Source organism: Pseudomonas sp. NFACC51 (assembly GCF_900103575.1).
In the GTDB taxonomy this organism is placed as follows: Bacteria; Pseudomonadota; Gammaproteobacteria; order Pseudomonadales; family Pseudomonadaceae; genus Aquipseudomonas; species Aquipseudomonas fluorescens_Q.
This window is the reverse complement of the sequence record NZ_FMXH01000024.1, coordinates 1-22,426: the sequence shown is the minus strand read 5'-3', so window position 1 is coordinate 22,426 and position 22,426 is coordinate 1. Positions and strand designations below refer to the sequence as shown.

The 22,426-nt window shown below is 61.7% G+C and carries 14 protein-coding genes; 4 read left to right on the top strand and 10 right to left on the bottom strand.

The window, feature by feature from the left end; genetic code table 11:
• Nucleotides 1-25: 25 nt before the first annotated feature.
• On the top strand, nucleotides 26-1,099 hold the full coding sequence (locus BLT00_RS30015; RefSeq protein WP_092150231.1) for a fatty acid desaturase: 1,074 nt from the start codon (nucleotides 26-28) through the stop codon (nucleotides 1,097-1,099).
• Between the two features lie 139 nt (nucleotides 1,100-1,238).
• Here the strand turns inward: BLT00_RS30015 and BLT00_RS30010 are convergent, their stop codons facing one another.
• From BLT00_RS30010 to BLT00_RS30000, 3 genes are all read right to left on the bottom strand, one after another.
• Complete coding sequence (locus BLT00_RS30010; RefSeq protein WP_092150228.1) at nucleotides 1,239-3,743, bottom strand: TonB-dependent siderophore receptor; 2,505 nt, start codon at nucleotides 3,741-3,743, stop codon at nucleotides 1,239-1,241.
• Nucleotides 3,744-3,828: 85 nt separating this feature from the next.
• A complete protein-coding gene (locus BLT00_RS30005) occupies nucleotides 3,829-4,830 on the bottom strand; it encodes a FecR domain-containing protein (RefSeq protein ID WP_092150225.1) in 1,002 nt (333 codons plus the stop codon).
• Nucleotides 4,820-5,320 (bottom strand): sigma-70 family RNA polymerase sigma factor, encoded by a 501-nt coding sequence (locus BLT00_RS30000; RefSeq protein WP_014335956.1) that lies wholly within the window; start codon nucleotides 5,318-5,320, stop codon nucleotides 4,820-4,822. Before BLT00_RS30000 ends, BLT00_RS30005 begins: the two co-directional genes overlap by 11 nt.
• A gap of 253 nt (nucleotides 5,321-5,573) precedes the next feature.
• On the opposite strand from BLT00_RS30000, the gene BLT00_RS29995 reads away from it, so the two are divergent.
• Nucleotides 5,574-7,454: a methyl-accepting chemotaxis protein gene (locus BLT00_RS29995; protein ID WP_092150222.1), complete on the top strand. Its 1,881-nt coding sequence runs from the start codon at nucleotides 5,574-5,576 to the stop codon at nucleotides 7,452-7,454.
• A 370-nt stretch (nucleotides 7,455-7,824) separates the two neighbouring features.
• Here the strand turns inward: BLT00_RS29995 and BLT00_RS29990 are convergent, their stop codons facing one another.
• The 5 genes from BLT00_RS29990 to BLT00_RS29970 all read right to left on the bottom strand — a co-directional run bounded on the left by BLT00_RS29990 (nucleotide 7,825) and on the right by BLT00_RS29970 (nucleotide 14,835).
• Nucleotides 7,825-8,289, bottom strand: coding sequence for an SRPBCC family protein (locus BLT00_RS29990; protein WP_092150219.1), 465 nt, complete (start codon nucleotides 8,287-8,289; stop codon nucleotides 7,825-7,827).
• Nucleotides 8,290-8,321: 32 nt separating this feature from the next.
• Nucleotides 8,322-11,741 carry a non-ribosomal peptide synthetase gene (locus tag BLT00_RS29985; protein WP_092150216.1) on the bottom strand — a complete coding sequence of 1,140 codons (3,420 nt, stop codon included), beginning with the start codon at nucleotides 11,739-11,741 and terminating at the stop codon, nucleotides 8,322-8,324.
• Between the two features lie 10 nt (nucleotides 11,742-11,751).
• Nucleotides 11,752-12,684 (bottom strand): diiron oxygenase, encoded by a 933-nt coding sequence (locus tag BLT00_RS29980; RefSeq protein WP_092150211.1) that lies wholly within the window; start codon nucleotides 12,682-12,684, stop codon nucleotides 11,752-11,754.
• On the bottom strand, nucleotides 12,681-13,457 hold the full coding sequence (locus BLT00_RS29975; protein WP_063323486.1) for a DUF3050 domain-containing protein: 777 nt from the start codon (nucleotides 13,455-13,457) through the stop codon (nucleotides 12,681-12,683). Before BLT00_RS29975 ends, BLT00_RS29980 begins: the two co-directional genes overlap by 4 nt.
• A 685-nt stretch (nucleotides 13,458-14,142) precedes the next feature.
• On the bottom strand, nucleotides 14,143-14,835 hold the full coding sequence (locus BLT00_RS29970) for a GntR family transcriptional regulator (protein ID WP_092150208.1): 693 nt from the start codon (nucleotides 14,833-14,835) through the stop codon (nucleotides 14,143-14,145).
• A gap of 271 nt (nucleotides 14,836-15,106) precedes the next feature.
• Between BLT00_RS29970 and lapG the strand changes: the two genes are divergently transcribed.
• Both lapG and lapD read left to right on the top strand, forming a co-directional pair.
• Nucleotides 15,107-15,730 carry a cysteine protease LapG gene (gene lapG, locus BLT00_RS29965; RefSeq protein WP_371856198.1) on the top strand — a complete coding sequence of 208 codons (624 nt, stop codon included), beginning with the start codon at nucleotides 15,107-15,109 and terminating at the stop codon, nucleotides 15,728-15,730.
• A 14-nt stretch (nucleotides 15,731-15,744) separates the two neighbouring features.
• On the top strand, nucleotides 15,745-17,691 hold the full coding sequence (lapD, locus tag BLT00_RS29960) for a cyclic di-GMP receptor LapD (protein WP_072347288.1): 1,947 nt from the start codon (nucleotides 15,745-15,747) through the stop codon (nucleotides 17,689-17,691).
• Between the two features lie 245 nt (nucleotides 17,692-17,936).
• Here lapD and BLT00_RS29950 read toward each other — a convergent pair whose 3' ends face one another.
• Together BLT00_RS29950 and BLT00_RS29945 are read right to left on the bottom strand one after the other, a co-directional pair.
• Nucleotides 17,937-18,275, bottom strand: coding sequence for a hypothetical protein (locus BLT00_RS29950; protein ID WP_003196545.1), 339 nt, complete (start codon nucleotides 18,273-18,275; stop codon nucleotides 17,937-17,939).
• Between the two features lie 183 nt (nucleotides 18,276-18,458).
• A partial coding sequence (locus BLT00_RS29945; RefSeq protein WP_139199640.1) for a beta strand repeat-containing protein occupies nucleotides 18,459-22,426 on the bottom strand: 3,968 nt, incomplete at its 5' end.

The following is a 22,426-nucleotide window of genomic DNA, read 5'->3' as shown; positions in this document are numbered from 1 at the left end:
ACATCTCTAACAGAGGATGTAAGCCATGCACGGCACTTGCGCAAGCCCCGAGCGATTGAATGCACAACAGCGATCAGCCCATATTCGCCAGGTTGTATTGGCCCGGGGCGAGGAGTTGCGTCGGCGCTATCCGATCCTGCGCCATCAGGACGCGTTGGGCGCGGGCATCCTGGCGTTCGCCCTGGCTGGGATGATCGGTTCGGCGCTGCTCTACATCAACGGTTACCTGGCCGGGTGGGCGTGCCTGTTGCTCAACGCGTTCTTCGCGTCGCTGACCCACGAGCTGGAACATGACCTGATCCACAGCATGTATTTTCGCAAGCAGCGCCTGCCCCACAACCTGATGATGGGGTTGGTCTGGCTGGCGCGGCCGAGCACGATCAATCCGTGGATCCGTCGTCACCTGCACCTCAACCATCACAAGGTGTCCGGCAGCGAAGCCGACATGGAGGAGCGGGCCATCACCAACGGCGAACCCTGGGGGCTGGCGCGGTTGCTGATGGTCGGCGATAACGTGATGTCGGCGTTCATCCGCCTGCTGCGAGCCAGGACCTGGGCGCACAAGCGCAGCATTCTCAAACGCACGCTGAAGGTGTATTTCCCGCTGGCGTTGCTGCATTGGGGCGCCTGGTATGTGTTTCTCGGTTTTCATGGGGCCAACGGCATCGCCGGTCTGCTGGGCACTTCAATTGACTGGTCGGCTACCACGCTGGCGACGATGCAGGTGATCGACATCGCCGCGGTGGTGATCATCGGGCCGAACGTGTTGCGCACCTTTTGCCTGCATTTCGTCAGTTCGAACATGCACTACTACGGCGATATCGAGCCGGGCAACGTCATCCAGCAAACCCAAGTGCTCAACCCCTGGTGGTTGTGGCCGTTGCAGGCGTTCTGCTTCAACTTCGGCAGCAGCCATGGCATTCATCACTTCGTGGTGAAGGAGCCGTTCTACATTCGTCAACTGACGGTGCCGGTGGCGCACAAGGTGATGCGGGAGATGGGCGTGCGGTTCAATGACTTCGGCACGTTCGGGCGGGCGAATCGGTTTGTGCGCCAGGAGGGTGTGGTGCGGGAAGAAGGTAATACGGTTCGGGTTTGAAGCTGCCCCATCCGAAGGGCCAGAACAGAACCTGTGGCGAGGGAGCTTGCTCCCGCTGGGCTGCGCAGCAGCCCCAAAAAAACGGGCCGCTTCGCGTCCAGCGGGAGCAAGCTCCCTCGCCACAGGGAATGGGTTGCAGTTAGAACTGGTAACTCACCGTCGCCGCCACATTGCGCTCTTCGCCCATGTAGCAAAAGCTCAGGCTGGCGCACGAAGCGACGTAGCTTTCGTTGGTCAGGTTGTTCGCGTTCAGGCGCACGTCCACGCCCTTCAAGCCGACCTTGCCCAGGTCGTACCCCACCGAGGCATCGAACAACGTGTAGGACGGCACCTTCATGGTGTTCTCCGCATCGGCCCAGCTGTAGCCGACATACCGCACGCCGCCGCCCAGGCGCAGGCCATCGAGGGTGCCGCTGTCGAACTTGTAATCCGCCCAGACCGAGGCCATGTGGCGCGGGGCCTGGGTCGGGGAGTTGCCCTTGTTTTCGATGATGTCGGTGGGCGTGCTGAGGGTGCTGACCATCGACTTCGAGTATTCGATGTCGGTGAAGGTGTAACTGCCCAGCACTTTGAATTGTTCGGTCAACTGCAGGTGCGCTTCCAGCTCCAGGCCCTGGGAGCGCACGGCCCCAACGGCGCGGTAGAAGCTGTCCTGGGGCAGTTTGGTCGCCAGGTTTTCCTGGTCTATGCGGAACAGCGAGGCTGTGTACAGGTCGTCAGTGCCCGGCGGCTGATACTTCAGGCCCAGTTCCCATTGCTTGCCATCGGTGGGCGGCAGTGGGTTGCCGGCGCTGTCGGCATAGGAGTTCGGGTTGAACGACTCGGAGTAGCTGATGTACGGCGCCAGGCCATTGTCGAACAGGTACAGCGCTCCGGCACGGCCAGTGAGCTTGGTGCGTTTGTCGTTGATCTCGGTGCCTTCCGGGCGTTCAAATTCAGCGATGCGGTTCTCATCCGAGGTTTGAACCCAGTCCTGGCGCAGGCCGAGGGAGAAGCGCCACTTGTCCATTTCGATCAGGTCTTGCAGGTAGACGCCGGTCTGCTCCAGGCGTCGCAGGTAGCTGGTGTCATAGCGACCAGTGATGGCCGAGTTGCCGTAGACCGGGTCAAAGGCGTTGATTGGCGCCAGGCTGCCGCTGGTCCAGTCGACCACGGTTTTTCGCCGCTGATAGTCGGCCCCCATCAGCACGGTGTGCTTGGTGGCACCAGTGAAGAATTCGGCTTGCAGCATGTTGTCGACGATGAAGGAATGAAGCTTTTCTTCGGCGCCGGTGTAGTAGCGGTTCAGCTCGTTGCTGGTGGGCGTGGTCCAGTCGTAGGCATAGACCTGATCGTTCTTGACCTCGGAATCCAGGTAACGGAAGTTCTGCCGGGCGGTGAAGACGTCGTTGAAACGGTGTTCGAATTGGTAGCCGAACGACTGCTGGTCACGCTCATAGCGGTCGATGCCGGGTTCGCCTTCGAAGAAGTGCTCGGAAATCCGTCGACCGTTGCGCTGATGCAAGGTGCCATCGGCCGGCATGCCGCCGTGGTAGCCGCCGTCGGGGTCATGCTGCAGGTAGGCTTGCAGGGTCAGCGAGGTGTCCTCGCTGAAGTCGATGTTCACTGTCGGCGCGAGGGCGAAGCGCTTTTCCTTGTTGTGGTCGAACTGGGTGTCGGAGGTGTCCGCCAGGCCGATCAGGCGATAGGTGATGCGTTTGTCGTCATCCACGGGGCCGGTGAAGTCGAAGCCCATGCCGCGTTGGCCTTGGGTGCCGACCGTGGCCTGGATCTGGTGATAGGCCTCGTACTGCGGCTTCTTGCTGGTCAGCGCCACCAGGCCACCCGGTGAACTGCGGCCGTAGAGTACCGAGGACGGGCCCTTGAGAATGTCGACCCGCTCCAGGAAGTACGGATCGACCTGCATGGAGCTGTAGGTGCCGCTGTCGCCCATGGACTTGAGGCCGTCGAGGTAGATGTTATCCACCGAGCCGTCGTTGAAGCCGCGCATCGCCACGTAGTCGTAGCGGTGGGTCGCGCCGTAGGGGTTGGTCAGCACGCCGGGGGTGTAGCGCATGGCCTGGGACACGGTTTGCGCGCCCTGGTCGTCCATTTGTTCGCGGGTGACCACCGACACGCTCTGGGAGGTTTCGCGCAGGGCGGTGCTGGTCTTGGTGGCGACCTGGCTGTGGGTGGCGTTGTAGCCTTCCATGCTGCCCAGGGCGTTACCCAAGGCGAAGCCCTTGATGTCGGTGGTCGGCAATTCCAGTGTGCTGCCAGCGGTCTCGGTCTGCAGCACGTAGCTGCTGCCATCCTGGCTGACGGCAACCAGTCCCGAGCCGCTGAGCAACTGGCTCAGGGCCTGGTCCGGCGAGTACTCGCCCTTGAGCCCCGGGGACTGGACGCCGCCGGTTTGCGCCGGGGTGCTTGCCAGGGTGATCCCGGCCTGGCGGGCGAACTGGTTCAGCACATCGCTCAATGGGCCCGGGGCAATGTTGTAGCTCTGACGGCTGGCGGTCACGCCGTTTTGTGCGGCCACCGCGAGCATCGGCATGACGCTGACCCCCAGCGCCGTGGAGAACAGCGCGGCATGGATCGCCTGGCGCAGCAGGCCCGGTTGCGCAGAGAAGCCGAAGGGGTTCTTGAGAGGTACGCGCTCAGTCATTGTAGGTTCCGTAGGAGTCGCCGAAGGCAGATAAGGGTTGCTTACTGTCCTAGCCGGACGCCGGCCTGAAACCCGCCAAAAAAAATCAAGCCAGGCGCTGCACCGTGATCCACCAACGGGTTCGATAACGGATCTGTACGGGGAGCATGCGTGGCAGGACGGCGAGCAGTTTGTCGGTGTCCTCCAAACGGAAAACCCCCGACAAGCGCAGGTCGGCAACCGACGCCGCGCAGTTCATATAACCCGGGCGGTAGCGTCCTACTTCATTGAGGAAGTCTTCCAGGCGCATGTTGCGCGTGACGATCAACCCGTCGGCCCAGGCGCCTGCGTCCATGTCCAGCGGCGGTGCGAGGGCCGCTGTCGATGCAGTGATCAGATAGCTTTGCCCGGCCTCGACCTGAATGGGCCTGCCATCGCTGTTGGGGTGCGAACGGATGACGACTTGCCCGCTGGTGACGCTCAAGCGCGTGCAGTCGCTGTCCTGGCGCACCACGAAGCGCCCCCCCAGCCCTTCGAACAGGCCATGCCTGCTTTTCACCAGCAGCGGCCGCCCCGGGTCGCGACCACAGGTGACCATGATTTCGCCGCGGGCCAGGGTAATCAGGCGCTGCCGGGCGCTGAAGTCCAGGTCGGCGGCGCTGTGGGTATTGAGCTCGAGTCGCGTGCCGTCCGGCAACTGGAAACCTCGGCGTTCACCGGTGGCGGTGGCGAAGTCAGCGCTCCACGATTGCCAGCCCAGGTCCTTGCCCAGCCAAGCCGCGCCGCTCACCACGGCGATGCCCGACAGCAACTTCAGGGCCTGGCGACGACTGAGGCGCTGGGCACTGTTTTCCAGGGTGTCGAGGGCGATGTGGGCAGCGGGCACCGCCCGCAGGTTGGAGGTCAATTCGCTGTGCAGCGATTGCACCCGTTGCCAGGCCAGTTCGTGTTCCGGGTGGGCGGCGCGCCAGGTGTCGCACTGTTGGCGCAGGGTCGGGTGAGCGGTGTGATTGCGCAGGCGCAGCAGCCAGTTGATCGCCTGCCTGACCACCTGTTGCGACGGGCCGTTGCGGCGGCTCTGCAAGTGCTCCGCCGGCTCAGCTTTCATAACGCAGCACATAGCAGTGGTACAGCGCATCGGCGACGTAGCGCTCCACCGAGCGCAACGAGATGCCCATCTGTTCGGCGATCTGCTTGTACGTCAGGCCTTCGCACTGGGCCAACAGAAAGGCCCTGCGCACTTTCGGCTTGAGGCCTTCGAGCATCCTGGCAATGGCTTCAAGCAGTTCCAGGATCAGGGCCTGGGCTTCAGCGCCAGGGGTTTCGGCTTCCGGCAAGTGAGCTATGGTTTGCAGGTAGGCACGTTCGATTTCTTCTCGCCGCCAATGGTCGATCACCAGGCCTTGGGCGATGGTGCGCAAAAAGGCGCGTGGAGCTCGAAGTTCCAGGCGTTCGCTACGCTGCAACAGGCGCACGAAGGTGTCCTGGGCCAGGTCCGCCGCATCGGCGGCATTGCCCAGCCGGGTGCGCAGCCACGTATTGAGCCAGCCGTGATGCCGGCTGTAGAGCGCCTGTACTGCAAACTCGGGAGATGACATGGACGCAACGGCCTGGATGTTACAAATGATAATAGGTCGCATTGTCATCAGCCGTCGGCGAATTTGCAACCACCGTTCGCCCGCTGTGTCCTCCCGTCGGCTATTTCTTCGTATCCCTAATTATTTGTACAGGTTTGCCGACAGACTTGTACGTGTGCACCAAAGTGGAGCGGATTGATAACCGCTCGCACTGTTACATGGACCGTTGCAAATCTGGAATGCACCCCCACTCCTTGCCTAAGAAGCCTCATCAATGAATCTAAAGTTCAGCCACAAAATCCTTCTTACCGCCTCTGGTGTGGTGGTCCTGGCTTTTGCCCTGTTCACGCTCTACAACGATTATTTGCAGCGCAACACCATCGGCAGCAGCCTTGAGTCGTCCATCGAGCAATCCGGCGACCTGACGGCCAGCAGCATCCAGAACTGGATGAGTGGCCGGATATTGGTGCTGGAAAACCTGGCGCAAAACATCGCGCACCAGGGCGCTACTGCCGATCTGCCAGGGCTGGTCGATCAGCCAGCGCTGACCTCGAACTTCCAGTTCACTTATGTCGGCCAGGCCAACGGTGTCTTCACCCAACGTCCGGACGCCAAAATGCCTGACGGCTACGACCCGCGTCAGCGCCCCTGGTACAAACAGGCGGTGACCGCTGATAAAACCATGCTGACCCCGCCTTACCTGGCGGCGGTAGGTGGCCTGGTGGTGACCGTTGCCCTGCCGGTGAAGCACAACGGCGAACTGCTCGGTGTGGTGGGCGGCGACCTGAGCCTGGAAACCCTGGTGAAGATCATCAACTCCGTGGACTTCGGTGGTATCGGCCATGCGTTCCTGGTCAGCGGCGACGGTCAGGTGATCGTCAGCCCGGACAAAGACCAGGTGATGAAGAACCTCAAGGACATCTACCCCGGGACCCCGGTGCGCATTGGCAAGGGTATCCAGGACGTTGAGCTGAACGGGCAGGACCGTATCCTTTCGTTTACTCCAGTGACTGGCTTGCCGAACGCCGAGTGGTACATCGGCCTGTCGATCGACAAGGCCAAGGCCTACGCGCCGTTGAGCCAGTTCCGTACGTCTGCGCTGATTGCGATGTTTGTCGCGGTGGCGGCCATTGCGTTGCTGCTGAGCCTGTTGATCCAGGTATTGATGCGCCCGTTGACCACCATGGGTCGCGCCATGCAGGACATCGCCCAGGGCGAAGGCGATCTGACCCGGCGCCTGGTGGTGCAGGGCAAGGATGAGTTCGCAGTGCTGGGTGGTTCGTTCAACCAGTTCGTGGAGCGGATTCACGCGTCGATCTCGGAAGTGTCTTCCGCCACCCGTCAGGTGCATGACTTGTCGCAGCGGGTGATGACCTCGTCCAATGCGTCGCTTGTCGGCTCGGATGAGCAGAGCGCTCGCACCAACAGCGTGGCCGCGGCCATCAACCAGTTGGGGGCTGCGACCCAGGAAATCGCCCGCAATGCCGCCGATGCCTCGCAACATGCCAGCGGTGCCAGCGAACAGGCCGATGACGGTCGCCAAGTGGTGGAAAAAACCATCCAGGCCATGACCGAGCTGTCGCAGAAGATCAGCCTTTCCTGCACCCAGATCGAAACCCTGAACGCCAGCACCGACAACATCGGCCACATCCTGGACGTGATCAAGGGCATCTCCCAGCAAACCAACCTGCTGGCCCTGAACGCGGCCATCGAAGCGGCCCGTGCCGGTGAAGCCGGCCGTGGTTTTGCGGTGGTGGCCGATGAAGTGCGCAACCTGGCGCACCGCACCCAGGAGTCGGCGGAAGAAATCCACAAGATGATTACCTCGCTTCAAGTCGGCTCCCGTGAAGCGGTAACCACGATGAACGCCAGCCAGACGTCCAGCGAAGAAAGCGTGGAAGTGGCCAACCAGGCCGGCCTGCGACTGGTCAGCGTGACGCAGCGTATCGGTGAGATCGACGGCATGAACCAGTCGGTAGCCGCTGCGACCGAAGAACAGACCGCTGTCGTTGAAACCCTCAACATGGACGTCAGCCACATCAACCTGCTGAACCAGCAAAGCGTGGCCAACCTCAATGAAACCCTGAAGGATTGCGATGCCTTGTCCCAACAGGCCAATCGACTGAAGCAGCTGGTGGACAGCTTCAAGATCTGACCCCAGCCGCAAGCCGAGCCACTGCCATCGCGAGCAAGCTCCCACAGGGGATTGGCGGTGAGCCTGGATCCTGGGTTCACTGCAACTCAATGTGGGAGCGAGCTTGCTCGCGATGGCGATCTTCAATGCAGCACAGGCCGCTCAGCCCAATGCTTGAACCTCAAGCCAACCCAATCCCTGTGGCGAGGGAGCTTGCTCCCGCTCGGCTGCGAAGCAGTCGTAAACCGGCGGGTGCGGTGTGTCTGATGCTCCGCATTTGGCAGGTTTTGGGGCCGCTTCGCGGCCCAGCGGGAGCAAGCTCCCTCGCCACGGGGTTTGTCGATTGCCTTGAGTGAACAGCATTAGCCCCACATCGGGGAAGGGCTGTGCCTTAGGCGAACATCTCCTGCACATTCCCCATCGCCTCATCGGCGAAGCCCTGGAGGAAATCCCTGAAGCCCGACGGCGTGTGGGCGTCGGTGTGGTCGGCGATGATGGTCCAGGTGGCGCGGCAACGGTTGTCCGCCAGGGGTTCGACGCGCATGGCCGCCCACAGGTTGTCGATGCCCAGGGTGTTGTAGATCAGCGTCCAGGTCATGTGCATGGCCTGGTCGTCACGGCTGTTGAGCTGTTCCACCACCAGGTTCTGCCCATCGCGGAAGAATTTCTTGCGCAGGGACCTCACGCCCTCGCCGGTCATTTCGATGTGTTCCAGTGCCGGAATGAAATGGTTGAATCCGCCAAAATCACCTACCACGTTCCAGACGCGTGCCGCGTCGGCCGCGACCTCCACCGAGGTTTCGACCTGGCAGGCTTGGGGGTTTTTGATCAGGGTGTCGGGTTGAAATGCACTCATGGTCTTGCTCCTTGCTTTGGGTTGAGGGTGTTTCAGATGAAGTCGATGGCCTTGAGGTACTCGGCGCCGCGCCGCAGCAGGGCCGGGGATTTTTCCGGGTAGCTGGCGCCCATCTGCCGCACGCCGGCGCGGGCGTTGTCGTGGCTGATCAGCGAGATGTCGCCGATGTCCTCCTCGAAGCCGTTGAGGTAGAAACCCAGCACGCCAAACAACGCGTTGTCGGCATCGACCCGCGCCAATTGCCGTTGCCACTCGGCGACGCTGACCAACGAAAACTCCCGGCCGCTGTCGCGAAACGAGGCGACATAAGCGTCCCAGCTCAAAGGCTGTGGGTTGTGCAGATTGAACACCGCGTGCGTCGGCTGGTAACGGCTGGCGTGGAACGCGATGAAGCGGGCCAGGAAATCCACCGGCATCAGGTCGAAATTGAGTGACAGGTCTGGCACCTGGCCGAGCTGGATCGAGCCCTTGAGCATCAGCATCAAGCGATTCTTGTGGGGCTGGCAGACCCCGGTCAGGCTGTTGAAACTGATGTTGCCGGGGCGGAACAGGTTGACCCACACCCCGCGATCACGAGCCCGCTGCAGGATCCGTTCGCCGACCCATTTGGACAGGTTGTAGCCGTTCTTGATGTAGATCGGCGGCGTCTCGGCGGCCGGCTGTTCCAGCACCTGGCCGTCAGCATCCAGGGCACTGGAGGCGGACAGCGTGGAGACGAAGTTGAAGATCTTCTTGCTGCGCCCTTCACACAGGCGCAGGCACTCGAAGATCGGCTCCACGTTGTCCCGCGCCAGGGACTCGTAGTCGAGCACATGGTTGACGTGGGCGGCGTTGTGCACCAGCGCGCCGAAGGTGCGGTCTATGCGGGTGTAGACGTCGTCTGGCAGGCCCAATTGCGGTTGGGTGATGTCGGCGGCGTACACACTGACGCGGTCCAGGTCCAGGTGGGTCAGGTGATTGTCCCGCAGGGCTTGGGAGAAGCGCTCGGCCGCGCTTTGTTCAGCGCTCGCACGCACCAGGCACGCGACTTCGGTGGCGCCCCAGGCCAGCAGTGCCTCGACGATGTGCACGCCGAGAAAGCTGTTGGCGCCAGTCACCACCACTTTGTGCACATCGCCGCATTGGCTGATGGGCAGCGGATCGAGGTTGAGTTCGGCCTCGGCATCGATGAAGGCTTGGGGGCTGAGGATCGAGGCACTGTTTTGATCAGGATCGTCCAGCAACTTGGCCAAGGTCATCAGCGTTGGTGCTTCGATAAAGCGGTTGATCGACAGGCTGCGGCCGAACACCTGGCGGATGCTCAACAACAGTCGCGACAGCAGGATCGAATGCCCGCCGAGGTTGAAGAAGCTTTCGTCGGTGGCGATGTCCTCGACGGGTAGTTCAAGCAGCTCTGCCCACAGTTGCTGCAATTGCGTCTCCAGGGCGTTCTGTGGCTGGCGGCGTTGGCCATCGACCTGCACCTGCACCGCCATGGTGAGCAAGGCCCGGCGATCGACCTTGCCGTTGCTGGTGTACGGCAGGCTCGGCAGTTCGACGTAGGCGGCCGGGTGCATGTAGCTGGGCAAGCTGTTCTGCACGTGATCGCGCAACGCCTGGAGGGCGTCGCCGCAGTGCTCGGGATGAACCAGGAACGCCAGGATTCGCCGCCGTTCATCGACCCCCACTGCCACTTGGCGAAACAACTGGCTATCACGCAGGCAGTGTTCGATCTCCTCGGGCTCGACCCGAAAACCGCGGATCTTCACCTGGTTATCGCGCCGGCCACACAGTTCGATGCCGTTGTCGGTCCACTGGCCGATATCACCCGTGCGATAAACCCGCAGCACTTGCCCGGTGGGCAGTGTCAGGTCGAGGTAGCGCGTCGCGGTCAGTGTCGGGTCATTCAAATAACCCAGCCCGACGCCTGGGCCGGCGATGTACAGCTCGCCGGGCACACCTTGGGGAACCGGCTGCAACTGTTCGTCCAGGATCAAGACCTGGCCATTGGCGATGGGCACGCCGAGGTTGCGGTTGTTGTCGCCGACGCCGAACTGTCGTGTGGTCGCCAGCACTGTGGTTTCGGTCGGGCCGTAGATGTTGTGGAACTGGCATTGTGGCGCGAGCTGTTCGATCACGAACGGTTCACAGACATCGCCACCGGTGATCAGGTGCGCCAGGCCCAGCGGTGCATCAAGGGGCATGACGCTCAGCAGCGCAGGCGGCAGAAAGGCGTGGCTGATGTGCTGCTGGTGAATCAACGCGACCAATTGCTGCGGATCGCGGCGCTGGTCTTCGCTGGGCACCACCAGCAAGGCGCCGTGGATGAACGTCGGCAGGATATCCAGCAGCGACGCATCAAAGTTGATGGTGGAAAACTGCAACGCCCGGCTGTCGCGCTGCAACCCGACGTAGTCGCCGTACCAGGCACAGAAATGACTGAGGTTGCGGTGGCTGAGCAACACGCCCTTGGGCTGGCCGGTGGTGCCAGAGGTGTAGATCGCCACAGCCGGTTCGTCGCTGTCCACTGTGCGGCGAATCAACGAGGCTGGGATGCCTGGCTTGGGCGATGGCAGTTGATGGACATTCAGCGTTGGCACCGACAGGTCGCCCAGGTCGCTGTCGCCGTCGTGCAGCAGCAGGTCCGCCTGGGCATTTTCCAGGATGAAGCGCCGACGTTGCGCCGGATGCTGCGGGTCCAGCGGCAGGTACACCGCCCCACAGCCCAGCACCGCCAGGATCGCCGCATACAGGTGCGCAGACTTGGGCAGGCAGACACCGATCACCAAGGGGCGCTTGGCCGCGCCGCTTAACCTCTGCAACATCGGCTGTTGCAACCCCAGCGCCAGGCGGCGCAAGGATTTGTAGTCGATGAATTGCCCATCGACCCACAGGGCTGGTTGCGCCGCGTCGTCGAGCATGCGCTGTTCAATGCTGTGCATCACCGGCATGTCGGCGGCGGCGAGCAGCCAAGGTACTGGCGGCCGATTGAGGCCGTGCTCGAACGCCAGCGGCTCCAGCGCATCGAGCCCGAGCAGGGGCTGCTCGACAGTGTCAGCGTGCACCGTCGGCCAGTGATCGAAGCAGGTGTCATCCCGGGATAACTGGCTGACCAGCCGTGCGCCGGTCTCGACCACTGTCGCCAGGGTACGCAACCGCAGGGACTGACCGTTGCCATCGCTTTGCGGCGCAATCACCTCCTGGCACAACAGCCGCTGCGCGCCGTCGCGAAATATCACCACCGGTTGCGGCAATACCTCGCCGGGTAGCGTGCGCAGCACCACGCGCACCTGGAGGCATGAGCGGGCTTCAATGGCCCGCGGTGTCGTACCGTCGTCGATCAACAAGTCGACCATACCGTGGTTGGCCGGCGATTGCCGATCCACGATGCCGTGGCCGTGCAGCTCCAGTTCGCGGGCCAGTTCGGCCATGGCCTGGCTGGTACCAGGCACTGCAATTTCGAGGCGTTTCATTGAAAGGTCCTCATGGAGTCAGGTAATCAGCGAGGGCGTCGCGTACGCAGGGGGACGCGAGCATCGAGCTGCTGCGGAAAAAACGCGTGATGTTGCCCACCAACGGGTGAAAACGATTGATGGGGTAGGCCAGCGCACTGGCGTCTTCACGCAGCGATTGGCGTACCGATTCGTCAACGGGCAGGTGCGCGATCAGTTCGATGTCGAACGCTTGCTGCAGGTCGCTCGCCAGGTACTGGACGACGAACCCGGGCATCAAGCGTGCAATCGCCGCGCGGTCCTCTTCGGGCGCGGTGCGCCAGTAGATCTGCACCAGTCGCGTCCAGAAACCGGAGTGGCGGCCCTCGTCGAGCAAGTGATCGGCCATCAGTCCCTTGATCGAGGCCTTGACCGAGTCGTCCCGGGCGAAGGCCGCCACTTCGTTAGTGACGGTGTTCTCGGCAATGGCGATGCAGATCAGCTCCACGGCGCTGAGCAAATGTTCCGGCGCCTGGGCCAGGGTCGCCGGTATCGCGCGGCTGAGTTCGATCTGCCCCGGCAACGGGATCGGTGCGATGCCGGTCATGTCGATGGTCTGCTGCATGAAGTCCATCGCCACCAGCGCGTGATAATCCTCGTCCACCACCACGGTCATCGCGTCGTAGCGGCAGGCGAACGGGAATTCGATGCCGAAGCGGTTCTTGGCAATGCGGCGGGCGGTGTGGTCCACCAGTTCGGTCTCGAAAATCACCACGTCGTTGATGAACTTGTAGAGGCTCTGCACCAGCACAAAGTCGCGCAATTGCGGGCAGTGGCTGAGGAAGGTCTGGCTGTGCACCAGCGGCTGGCGGCTCATGGGGAAGATCAGCTTGTCGTCGTTTTCGACCCGCCGCCGTGGCCGGGTACGGATCGTAGCGCGACTTTCCCAAGCGTCGGCGAAGGATTGGTATTCGACAGCGTTCATGGCATCACCTGTGCAACCGGCTGGGTCATGCTCTGGCGCAAGCCGTCCCACAGGGCCGCGCGGCTGTGGACAGCGGCGAGCGCGGCGACCAGTACTTCGGTTTCGCGCTGTGGGTCGCCATCGATCAGCCGGGCCAACAACTTTTCTGCCGCCGGGCCATGGTCTTCGGAATCGACTTCGATGTGCCGTTGCAGGTAATAACGAAAGGTCGGCGCCTGATCCAGGCCAATGCCCCAAGCGTCGAGCATGCGCTGGAACATCTGCGGGATGACACTCTCGCGACCGTGCACGAAGGCGGCGGCCACACTGTGGGCCGGTGCGTGCAGAGCGGTGTGCAAGGTCTGGCGGACAAACCGCGCCGCCGCCGGTTCGACCTCCACGCTGTCCAGCGCCGTCTCGGGGCTGACGCCTTCCTGTTGCAGGGTGATGAATTGCTCGATCGCGCGGGTATCGGCACCGATTTCCCGCATGGCGTCCAAGTACAGTTCGAAATGGCTGCAATAGCCTGCGCCGGGGCGGTCATCCGACTCTTCCCCCAGCACGATTTCATTGATCAAGCGTGCCGCGTGCGGGTCGGCCGGCGGCAGCCAGGGCAGGTGGACGCAGGTGAGTTCGCGTTGCAGCCGCTTGGTCAGCGACATAAAGTCCCAGACGGCAAAGACATGGCTTTCCATAAAGCGGCGTAACAGATCGATTGATGTAATCTCGGAAAAAACCGGGTGTTGGCCAAGTTCGTGTTTTTTCAGAGATAGTTGTTCTTTGGATGGCTGCATCGGAACGTCCTCATCAATGATGTTTTGTCCGGAAGGTTGCTCGTTGCTTAATTAAGACGAGCGGGAGCCTGAACCGGAATCCATGAATTACCCAAGTGGCTTAAGTGTTCGCTTTCAGTACGTGTTGTGGGCTTGTGTTGCCTGTGTTTAAAGGGTTTGTCAAAAAGCGAAAGGGTCGCAAGTAACGCGACGAATAAAAAGCTAATGCATGAAACAAGTTGTCGGCAAGTATTTTTTTAATTATTTAAAGTTGATGTTTTATTGGGCGCGAAGAGGGCTTTTAAAACTTTTTATATAAGTTTTATTTGGGCGAAGAAGCTCCTTCCGATTTGCGAGTATCAGAATCGAATAGTTCGAGTGAATGCCTCACTCGGAGCACTTCAGGGATCGGGGAGTTAATAACTTTTATGTTATGGGCAGGACGTCGGTCGGACATCCGATCATCCCGCCGGTTGGACGACGCTCCTTGCGTATTGGCTTCGATTCGTCTGGCCTCAGCCAGGCGTTGACTTCTTCAGGTCTGTTTTGAATCGACAAGCGCAAGAGTGAGCCCAAATCGATGGCAGTGCCATTGAACTGATGGGACGGCGAGTCGCGGCCACGGCCAGGCCGCGCCGCGCAGGCGACAAGTGAGTCGGAAGGATATGTAAGAAATTTTTACGCCGGACGGAGCGCCGACGTGGGATCACAGCTTCGACAACTGTTCCAAGTACCGGCGCATGGTGACAGAGGCTTTTTCCAGGTGCCGTTCCAGCAATACGATCGCTTTATCGATGTCTTTGGTTCGCGCGGCCTCGAGCAGCGCGCGATGATCGTCCTGGTTCAACTTGCCCAGGCCCATGGACGACAGATGAAAGCGCAGGAAGCGCTCTTCTTCATTGAGCTCGCGCTCGATCAGGTCCAGCAGCTTGCTGTTGGGGGCCTTGTGATAAAGCGACATGTGGAACAGCCGGTTGAGCTTGCCGATCTCGGCGTGTTCGGTTTCCGTCTCCAGCTGTTCGATGTACTGGGCGGCCATTGCCAGGTCGCTGTCATCGAGCAAGGGGATGGACAGGCGCAAGGCGAACGATTCCAGGACCGAACGCAGGGCATAGGTTTCTACCGCATTGTTGGTGATCAACGGTGCCACGACGGCGCCCTTATGCTGAACCACATTGAGCAGTGACTGCGCTTCGAGCTGGCGCAACGCCTCGCGCACCGGCATGCGGCTCACGCCGAACAGGTCGGCCAGTTCCTGCTGGCGCAGGGCGGTACCGCAAGGCAAGCGTCCATCGAGGATGGCCTCGCGCAGAGACTCTTCGATGATCGAGCGTGCCTGGTCAGCGGGAATGGGGCCGTTGATCTGGATAGTGCTGAGCGGTTTGGGCTTCTGTGTCACGACAACGCACCCTGATTGGTAGTAAAAATTGGATCCAGGCTCACGTTAGTTACAGGTTGGTGAGCCGTCAAAGTCTCTCGACCGGAGGTTCCTGAACTAAAGTTTAGTCTGCCTGCGGTGATTGCACCTTGCCATTGTCTTTTAGTGGGCCAGGCGTCACCATCCAACGAATTTCCAACGACCCTTTTCGGACGTATTTCCCTTGGCTGCACCGTTCCCTGTCCTCAGGTCCTTGCGCTGGCTATGTTCGGCATTATTGCTGGCCGGCCTGATGCTGGGCGGCCTGCAGGCCGACTGGGACTTTGCGCAGATCAGCCGACGGGCGCAAGCGTTATATGGTCCCTTGGGCGAAGGTCAGCAACGGATCGACGCATGGCAGCAACTGTTGGCGACCCAGAAACAGATTCCGGAACTCGAACAGCTCAAGGTGGTGAACCTGTTTTTCAACAAACAGGTGCGCTACGTGGAAGACATCGACCTGTGGCGTGAAGTCGACTACTGGGAAACCCCGATCCAGGCCCTGTGGAAGGGCGCCGGTGATTGCGAAGACTACGCCATCGCCAAGTACTTCAGCCTGCGTCATCTCGGGGTGTCCAGTGACAAGCTGCGCATCACCTACGTCAAGGCCTTGCGGCAGAACCGTGCGCACATGGTGCTCACCTACTACGCCACGCCCGAGGCGATGCCGCTGGTACTCGACAGCCTGATCGACGGCATCCTGCCGGCCAGCCAGCGAACCGACTTGCTCCCGGTCTACTCTTTCAATGCCGAAGGGCTGTGGCTGCCGGGCGCCAAGGGCAACAAGAAAGTGGGTGACACCAAGCGCCTGTCCCGGTGGCAGGATGTGTTGAAAAAAATGCAGGCCGAAGGTTTTCCGGTCGAGACGACTAACTAGGAGCGCGCGCTCAGATGTCCTTGTTCAAACAGCTGTTGATCGCTATCTGTCTGTTCCTGGTGGTTGCCTTCAGCGGCAGCTTCATGGTCAGCCTGGAGAGCTCGCGGGCCCAGTACGTCAACCAGTTGCGCTCCCACGCCCAGGATGCGGCCACGGCGCTGGCCCTGTCGCTGACGCCGAACATCGACGACCCGGCGATGGTGGAGCTGATGGTCAGCTCGATCTTCGACAGCGGCTACTACGCCAGCATCCGCGTGGTCGACGTGGCCACCGACAGGACCCTCGTCGAGCGCACCGGCACGCCGGACGCCGGCAGCGTGCCGCAATGGTTCGTCAAGCTGATCGGCCTGGAACCGGCCGGTGGCGATGCCATCGTCAGCCGCGGCTGGGAACAGGCGGCGCGGGTTGAAGTGGTCAGCCACCCGATGTTCGCCCTCGCCAAGCTGTGGCAGAGCGCCTTGGGCAGCCTGGGTTGGCTTTTGCTGTGTGGCGCCGTGAGCGCGGTGCTGGGGGCCTTGCTGCTGCGTCGCCAGCTCAAGCCGCTGGACTACATGGTGCATCAGTCCCATGCCATTGCCCGTCGCGAATTCCTGAGCCTGCCGGAGCTGCCGCGCACGCCTGAACTGCGCCGGGTGGTGCAGGCGATGAACCAGATGGTCGAGAAGCTCAAGGCGCTGTTCCAGGAGCAGGCCGAGCGCAGCGAGAAACTGCGGGTCGAGTCCTACCAGGACAACCTCACGGGCCTGGCCAACCGGCGTTATTTCGAAATGCAGCTCAATGCCCGGGTGAGCAACCCGGAGCAGGCCAGTTCCGGTTATCTGCTGTTGTTGCGGGTCAAGGACCTGGCCGGTTTGAACCAGCGGTTGGGCGGGCAGCGCACCGACCAGTTACTCCAGGCCGTGGGTGAGCAATTGCTGCGTGAATGTGCGCGGTATCCGGAAACCCACAACCTGGTCACGCGTATTCGCGGTGGGGAGTTTGCGGTATTGGCACCTGGGCTGGTGCGCGAGGAAGCGCTGCAACTGGCGCAGAACCTTGAGGCTGCATTGGCGAGCCTGCATGCGACCGGTGCGACGGATGTGGCGTCGGTGGCCTCCATCGGGCTGGCGCCGTTCGTCCATGGCGACTCGCCGCAAGCGGTGCTGCAGCTCGGCGACCAGGCCCTGGCCCAGGCCGAAAGCCAGGGCGAACCGGGTTGGGCCTGCCTGGATCACAGCGCGGTGGCCAGCGTCGGTGACGATCACCATGCCTGGCACACGCTGCTCGACCAGGCCTTGAATCATCAGCGCTTCGAGCTGTACTTCCAGCCGGTGGTGGCCGCCCGGGACACCCAGGTGGTGTTGCATTACAAAGTGCTGTCGCGGTTGCTCGACGAGCAGGGCCAGACCATCCCTGCCGGGCGTTTCCTGCCCTGGTTGGAGCGCTTCGGCTGGACCGCGCGCCTGGACCGTTTGATGCTCGAACAAGTGCTCAGGCAAATGGCCGGGCATGAGCAATCCCTGGCGTTGAACCTGTCTTCGGCGACCTTGGCCGATCCGCAGGCGCTGAACAAGATCTTTGAGATCCTGCGGGCGCATTCCAACCTCGGGTCGCGCTTGACCCTGGAGATTGGCGAAGAGCAACTGCCGGAGCAAGCGGTGCTGGAGCAGTTGACCCGGCGTCTGCGCGAACTTGGCTTTTCCTTGAGCCTGCAGCGTTTTGGTGGGCGGTTCAGCATGATCGGCAACCTGTCGCGGCTGGGGTTGGCTTACCTGAAGATCGATGGCAGCTATATCCGCGCGATTGATCAGGAAAGTGATAAACGTTTGTTCATCGAGGCTATCCAGCGCGCGGCCCACAGTATTGACTTGCCTTTGATTGCTGAGCGGGTTGAGACGGAGGGGGAGTTGGCGGTGATTCGTGAGATGGGTTTGTTTGGGGTGCAGGGGCAGTTGGTTGGGGAGCCTCGGCGGTGGGGGTGATCCTGAAACATTGATCGTTCCACCACTCCGCGTGGGAATGTAGCCAGGGACGCTCCGCGTCCCGGAGCGATAGCGTAAGCCCATACAACACGATCCCCTGTGGCGAGGGAGCTTGCTCCCGCTGGCCTGCGAAGCAGGCCCCCAGCAGCTCTTCAGGCAGACCGCGTTGCCTGGTTTTGCGACTGCTGCGCAGCCGAGCGGGAGCAAGCTCCCTCGCCACAGGGATCGGGTTGTGTCATTTGAGGTTAGATCAACCCCTTCTCATCATCGTCGATCAACCGGCTCAACCCGCCCAAGGCTTCCCGGGCCTGGGTGCGGTCCATCAGCTTGGCCTGGGCCGCCGGTGGCAGGTCGGTGACGCGGATGACGCCTTTGCTGGTCAGCACCTGGATCAAGTCATCGAGTACCCGGATCATCTCCAGGTCGCTTTGTTTGAGCTGCTTGAGGCTGTTTTCCACCGCCTGGTTGGCGAACCAGTCCTGGATCTCGTGGTTGTCGGCCGGCAAGGTCTCGGTGGCCTCGGCGTAAGCGGTGGCTTCTACGCGCACCAGCAGGCCTTGTGCATCGCGTTGCACATAAAACATCGGGCATCCCTCATGTATGAAGCGGCGTCATGCTGGGCAGCATAGGCCAACTGTGGGGGAGTATGAACACTTATCCCGTGGCGAGGGAGCTTGCTCCCGCTGGGGCGCGAAGCGGCCCTGTTTTTAGGGGCTGCTGCGCAGCCCAGCGGGAGCAAGCTCCCTCGCCACGGTTTTGTGTCAGGTTCAGCTGTTGTTGTGATCGACCTTGATGGTCGGGTCGCTGCCGGCGATCAACGAGTTCAGGTTCACGTTCGACCAGTTGTTGCCTTCGAGCTTGATCGTCACGTCCGGGGTCGCGGCGCCGCCGTTGGTGGTGTTGAACTGGCCGGAAGTGCTGACTTGCAGCGACGACACGCCGTCGACCGTACTGATTTTCAGGAAGTGGTCGATAGTGCTGCCGCTTTCGCCCTGCAACAGATCCCGCAGGTCGATCCGGTCACCTTCGCCGGCGTTGAAGTTCTTGATCACGTCGGTGCCGGTGTCGCCGGACTTCCAGACAAAGGTATCGCCGCCCAGACCGCCGATCAGGGTGTCATTGCCCTGGCCGCCGATCAGTGTGTCGTTACCTGTGCCACCCAGCAGGATGTCATTGCCCTTGCCACCGTTGAGCGTGTCGTTGCCGCCCTGGCCGAAAATGATGTCGTTGCCGGCGCCGCCCAGCAGGGTGTCATTGCCATCGTGGGCACCGGACACATCGAACGCGGTGTAGTGTTCGGTGATGTACTGGTGCACGTTGCTGGTGGTGACCTTGCTGACGTCCACTCCGCTCTGTTGGGCGACGAAGGCCTGGATGGCCTGGTAGCCCTCGCCGGTAACGCCGTTGAAGCTCACCAGGTCGCCGAACAGGATGTCGTTGCCGTTGCCGCCGTTGACCGTATCGGCGCCCGGCAGGGTCGCTTCGGTGTGGCCGATGATCGAGTTGGCCAGGTTGTTCGGGTCGATGTTGGTCTGCGGCGACGAGTCCGAATCGTAGGGTTTGAGGTCGTTCAGGGTGACATCGCTGTTCAGGCCGATGGCTTCGACGGTGCTCAGGTTTTTGAGCAGCGTGAAACTGTCGGTCGAGCCTGCCGCCGAGTCGACGTAGTTCCAGTATTCGCCATAACCGGTGCCGCCCTGGTTCGACAATTCAAAGGTGCCATTGCCCTCGGCATGCACCACGCCCACGTAGCTATCGGTCCACTTCTTGCCGTTTTTGGTCGACAGGTACATCTTGCCGTCTTCGTAGATGGTGTACTTGTGCGTGCTGTCGATCGTCTGGGTGTAGTACTTGCCGACGCTGTAATTGGCCGCGCTCAAGACGTCATCGAGTTTGACGGAGTCATAAAGCGTCGGATTGACCTGTTCGTTGGTCTGGTAGTAAGTCGGCTTGCCGTCGGTAATGAAATACGTCAGGTTCTTCGCCCCGGTATTGTTCAGGGCTTCGGTACTCTTGAAGAAGTTCGCCGTGGTCTTGAACACGTCTTCATAGTTGGTACCACCGCCGGACACCATCGAGTCGAGCAGGTCCTTGAGCTGGGTCAGGGCGTCCGAGTCGTTGAGGTTGACCGAGACCGCGCTGTTCACCTGGCTGTCGAAGTCCGCGAGGAAAATATTCACCGTCCCGGAGTTGCTGCCCAGGCTCTGCTTAAGGGTGTTGAACACCGAGGTCAGCGAGGCCTTGGCCGCGGCGATGGACGAGTCGCTCATGCTGCCGGAGCTGTCGACCATGAAGGCGATGTTGTAGTTGACGCCCGGTACTACGGTCAGCCCGCCAATGTCGGCGACGACGATGTCGTTGCCGTCGGTGCCGGTGACGTTGTCACTGCCCGACGTGGCGGTGACGGCGTTATAGGTCGCCGGGTGCACGGTGACGGGGATCTGCGCCGTGCTTGTGGCCGAGCCGCCGAGGGCTTCGGTGGAGGTCGATGTCACGGTCAGGTTGAACTGGCCGTTGTAGTAGGCCGGCGGCGTCAGGGTCAGGCTGCCCAGGTTCCAGCCACTGACCGATGCTTCGCCGTTGCTGCCCACGGTCGCGAAGTGGCCCGCGCCATCGCTCAGCACACTGCCTTCGGGCATGCCGCCAATCTTCACGCTCAGGCTTTCGGAGCCGTCGGTGTCGGTCAGGGCGGTGGTGATTTTCGACAGGTGCACGCTGGTGCCTTCGGCGCCTTCGTTGAGCTTGAAGCCGTCGTAGTAGCCTTCGCCGTTGGTGCCGTGCAAATCGGAGACCGTCACGCCGGCGTTCGTCAGGTCGGTCACGCCGGTATACAACGGCACGCCGGCGCCGTTCAGGTCGACCGGTGTGCTGCCGTTGACCGACAGGTTCACGTCATAACTGCCCGGGCCGGTCTGGTTGTGGTGGTAGATGTCCAGGGTGTAGTAGCCGCTGGTGGTCGGGGTAAACGAACCGTTCAACTGACCACCCGCGCCCCAGGTGGTTGCCGCGACGGTTTTGCCGCCGATGGTGACCAGCAGGCTGTCGTCGCCGGTACCACTGAAGGTATAGGTCTTGCCGGCTTCGAGGAAAATCAGGCCCGAGGTTTTCGATGCAGTGCCCGGGTTGACGTTGCTGTCCGATTGTACGTTGGTCACGGTGCCGCTGCTGTTCGGCGTGCCGGCGGCATCGATAACCGACTTGAGCGTGCCGGACGGCGCGCCGCTGCCATCGGTGCCCAGGCCCGACAGGCCGGTCCAGACTTCCTTGATCAAACCGGTGGAGGTCACGTTGTTGCCGGCCACGTTGAGGGTCGGAGCGTCGGCGACTGGCGTGATGTCGATCTTCACGGTGCCGGTATTGCCCAGTGCCTGGCCGTCGGTTGGCTGGAACTTGACCTGTGCGTAGTCGGCCTGGTTGTTGCCCGTGCTGCTGCCAACATAACCATTGGCACCGGATTCGTTGGCGTCCGGAGTGAAGCGCAGCTTGCCGGCGTCGATGTCAGCCTTGGTGAAGGTCTGGTTGTTGGCCACGTCTTTCCAGGTTGCACCGTCCAGATACTGCAACTTGCCATCGGCCGGCAGCTCGGTGATTTTCACACCCAGGCTGGTGGCGGAGTTGTCCACGTCGCTGATGCCGAACGTCGACCAGCCGAGGACCAGTGAAGTGTCTTCGGTACCGGTCACCGCGCCGCCGGTGGCCACCGGCGCGTCATTGACCCCGACCACGTTTACGGTGGTGGTGGCGGTGTTGGAGTAGCTCGCGCCGTCGGTCACCGTCACGGTGATGATGCGCGGCACGGTACTCGGATCTTCGCTGTTGTTGATGAAGCTGATGTTCTTGATCTGCTGCATGTAGTCGGCCAGCGTCGCATTGCCCGTCAGCGTCAGGACGACCTTGCCGTCGGTGCTGTTGGCGTTGATGCTGATGCCATTGACGCTGTTGCCCAGGTTCAGCGCATCGCCAGGCTGACGGTTGGTCAGCACGATGGTCGCGCCGGTCAGCAGGGTGCTGTCCGGGTCAGTGATGCTCAGGTCGGTGTCGGCGATGGACACGCCCGGGCCGGTGGTGCCTTCGGTGAAGGTCACCTGGTAATCGGCACCGGTCTTGCCGCTGGAGTTGTTGGCGTCCAGGTCAAGTGCCGGTGGCGCATCGTTGTCGATGATCGAGGTGCTGACGCTGCCGTTGGTGCCGCTGACCGCCAGGTGCTCGAAGTTGCCACCGGTGGCCGAGTCGATCTTGACCACGAAGTTTTCGGTGCCTTCGGTGATCTTGTCGTCCAGCGTTGCCACGTTGAAGGTGGCGCTGGTGGCGTTGGCCGGGATCTTCACGGTGTAGACACCGGTGAAGTCTGTGCCGTCGGCGGCGGTGCCGCTGTAGACGATCTTGAGGGTCACCTCGGTTTGCGCCGGGTTCGTCAGGCTGACGGTATAGGTGGCCGCCTGGCCTTCGGCGACTGACGTGCTGCCAGTGATGCTGACGGTGGTGTTGTCGACAGTGTCGCCCACGGCCGTCGACGCGCCTGTCTTATCGACACCGATCGCTTCGAGGTTGCCGCCGGACGCCGATTTGATCGACTCGGTGACGGATGGTGCGCCGGTGTAGACATCGTTGCCGACGGCGACGTCCAGCACGCCCGAACTTGCGCCCGCGGCGATGGTGATGGTTTTGCCGCTGTCGAGCGTGACCGTCACAGGACCGTTTTGCGCGGTGACTGGATTGCCATTGGCGTCGGTCA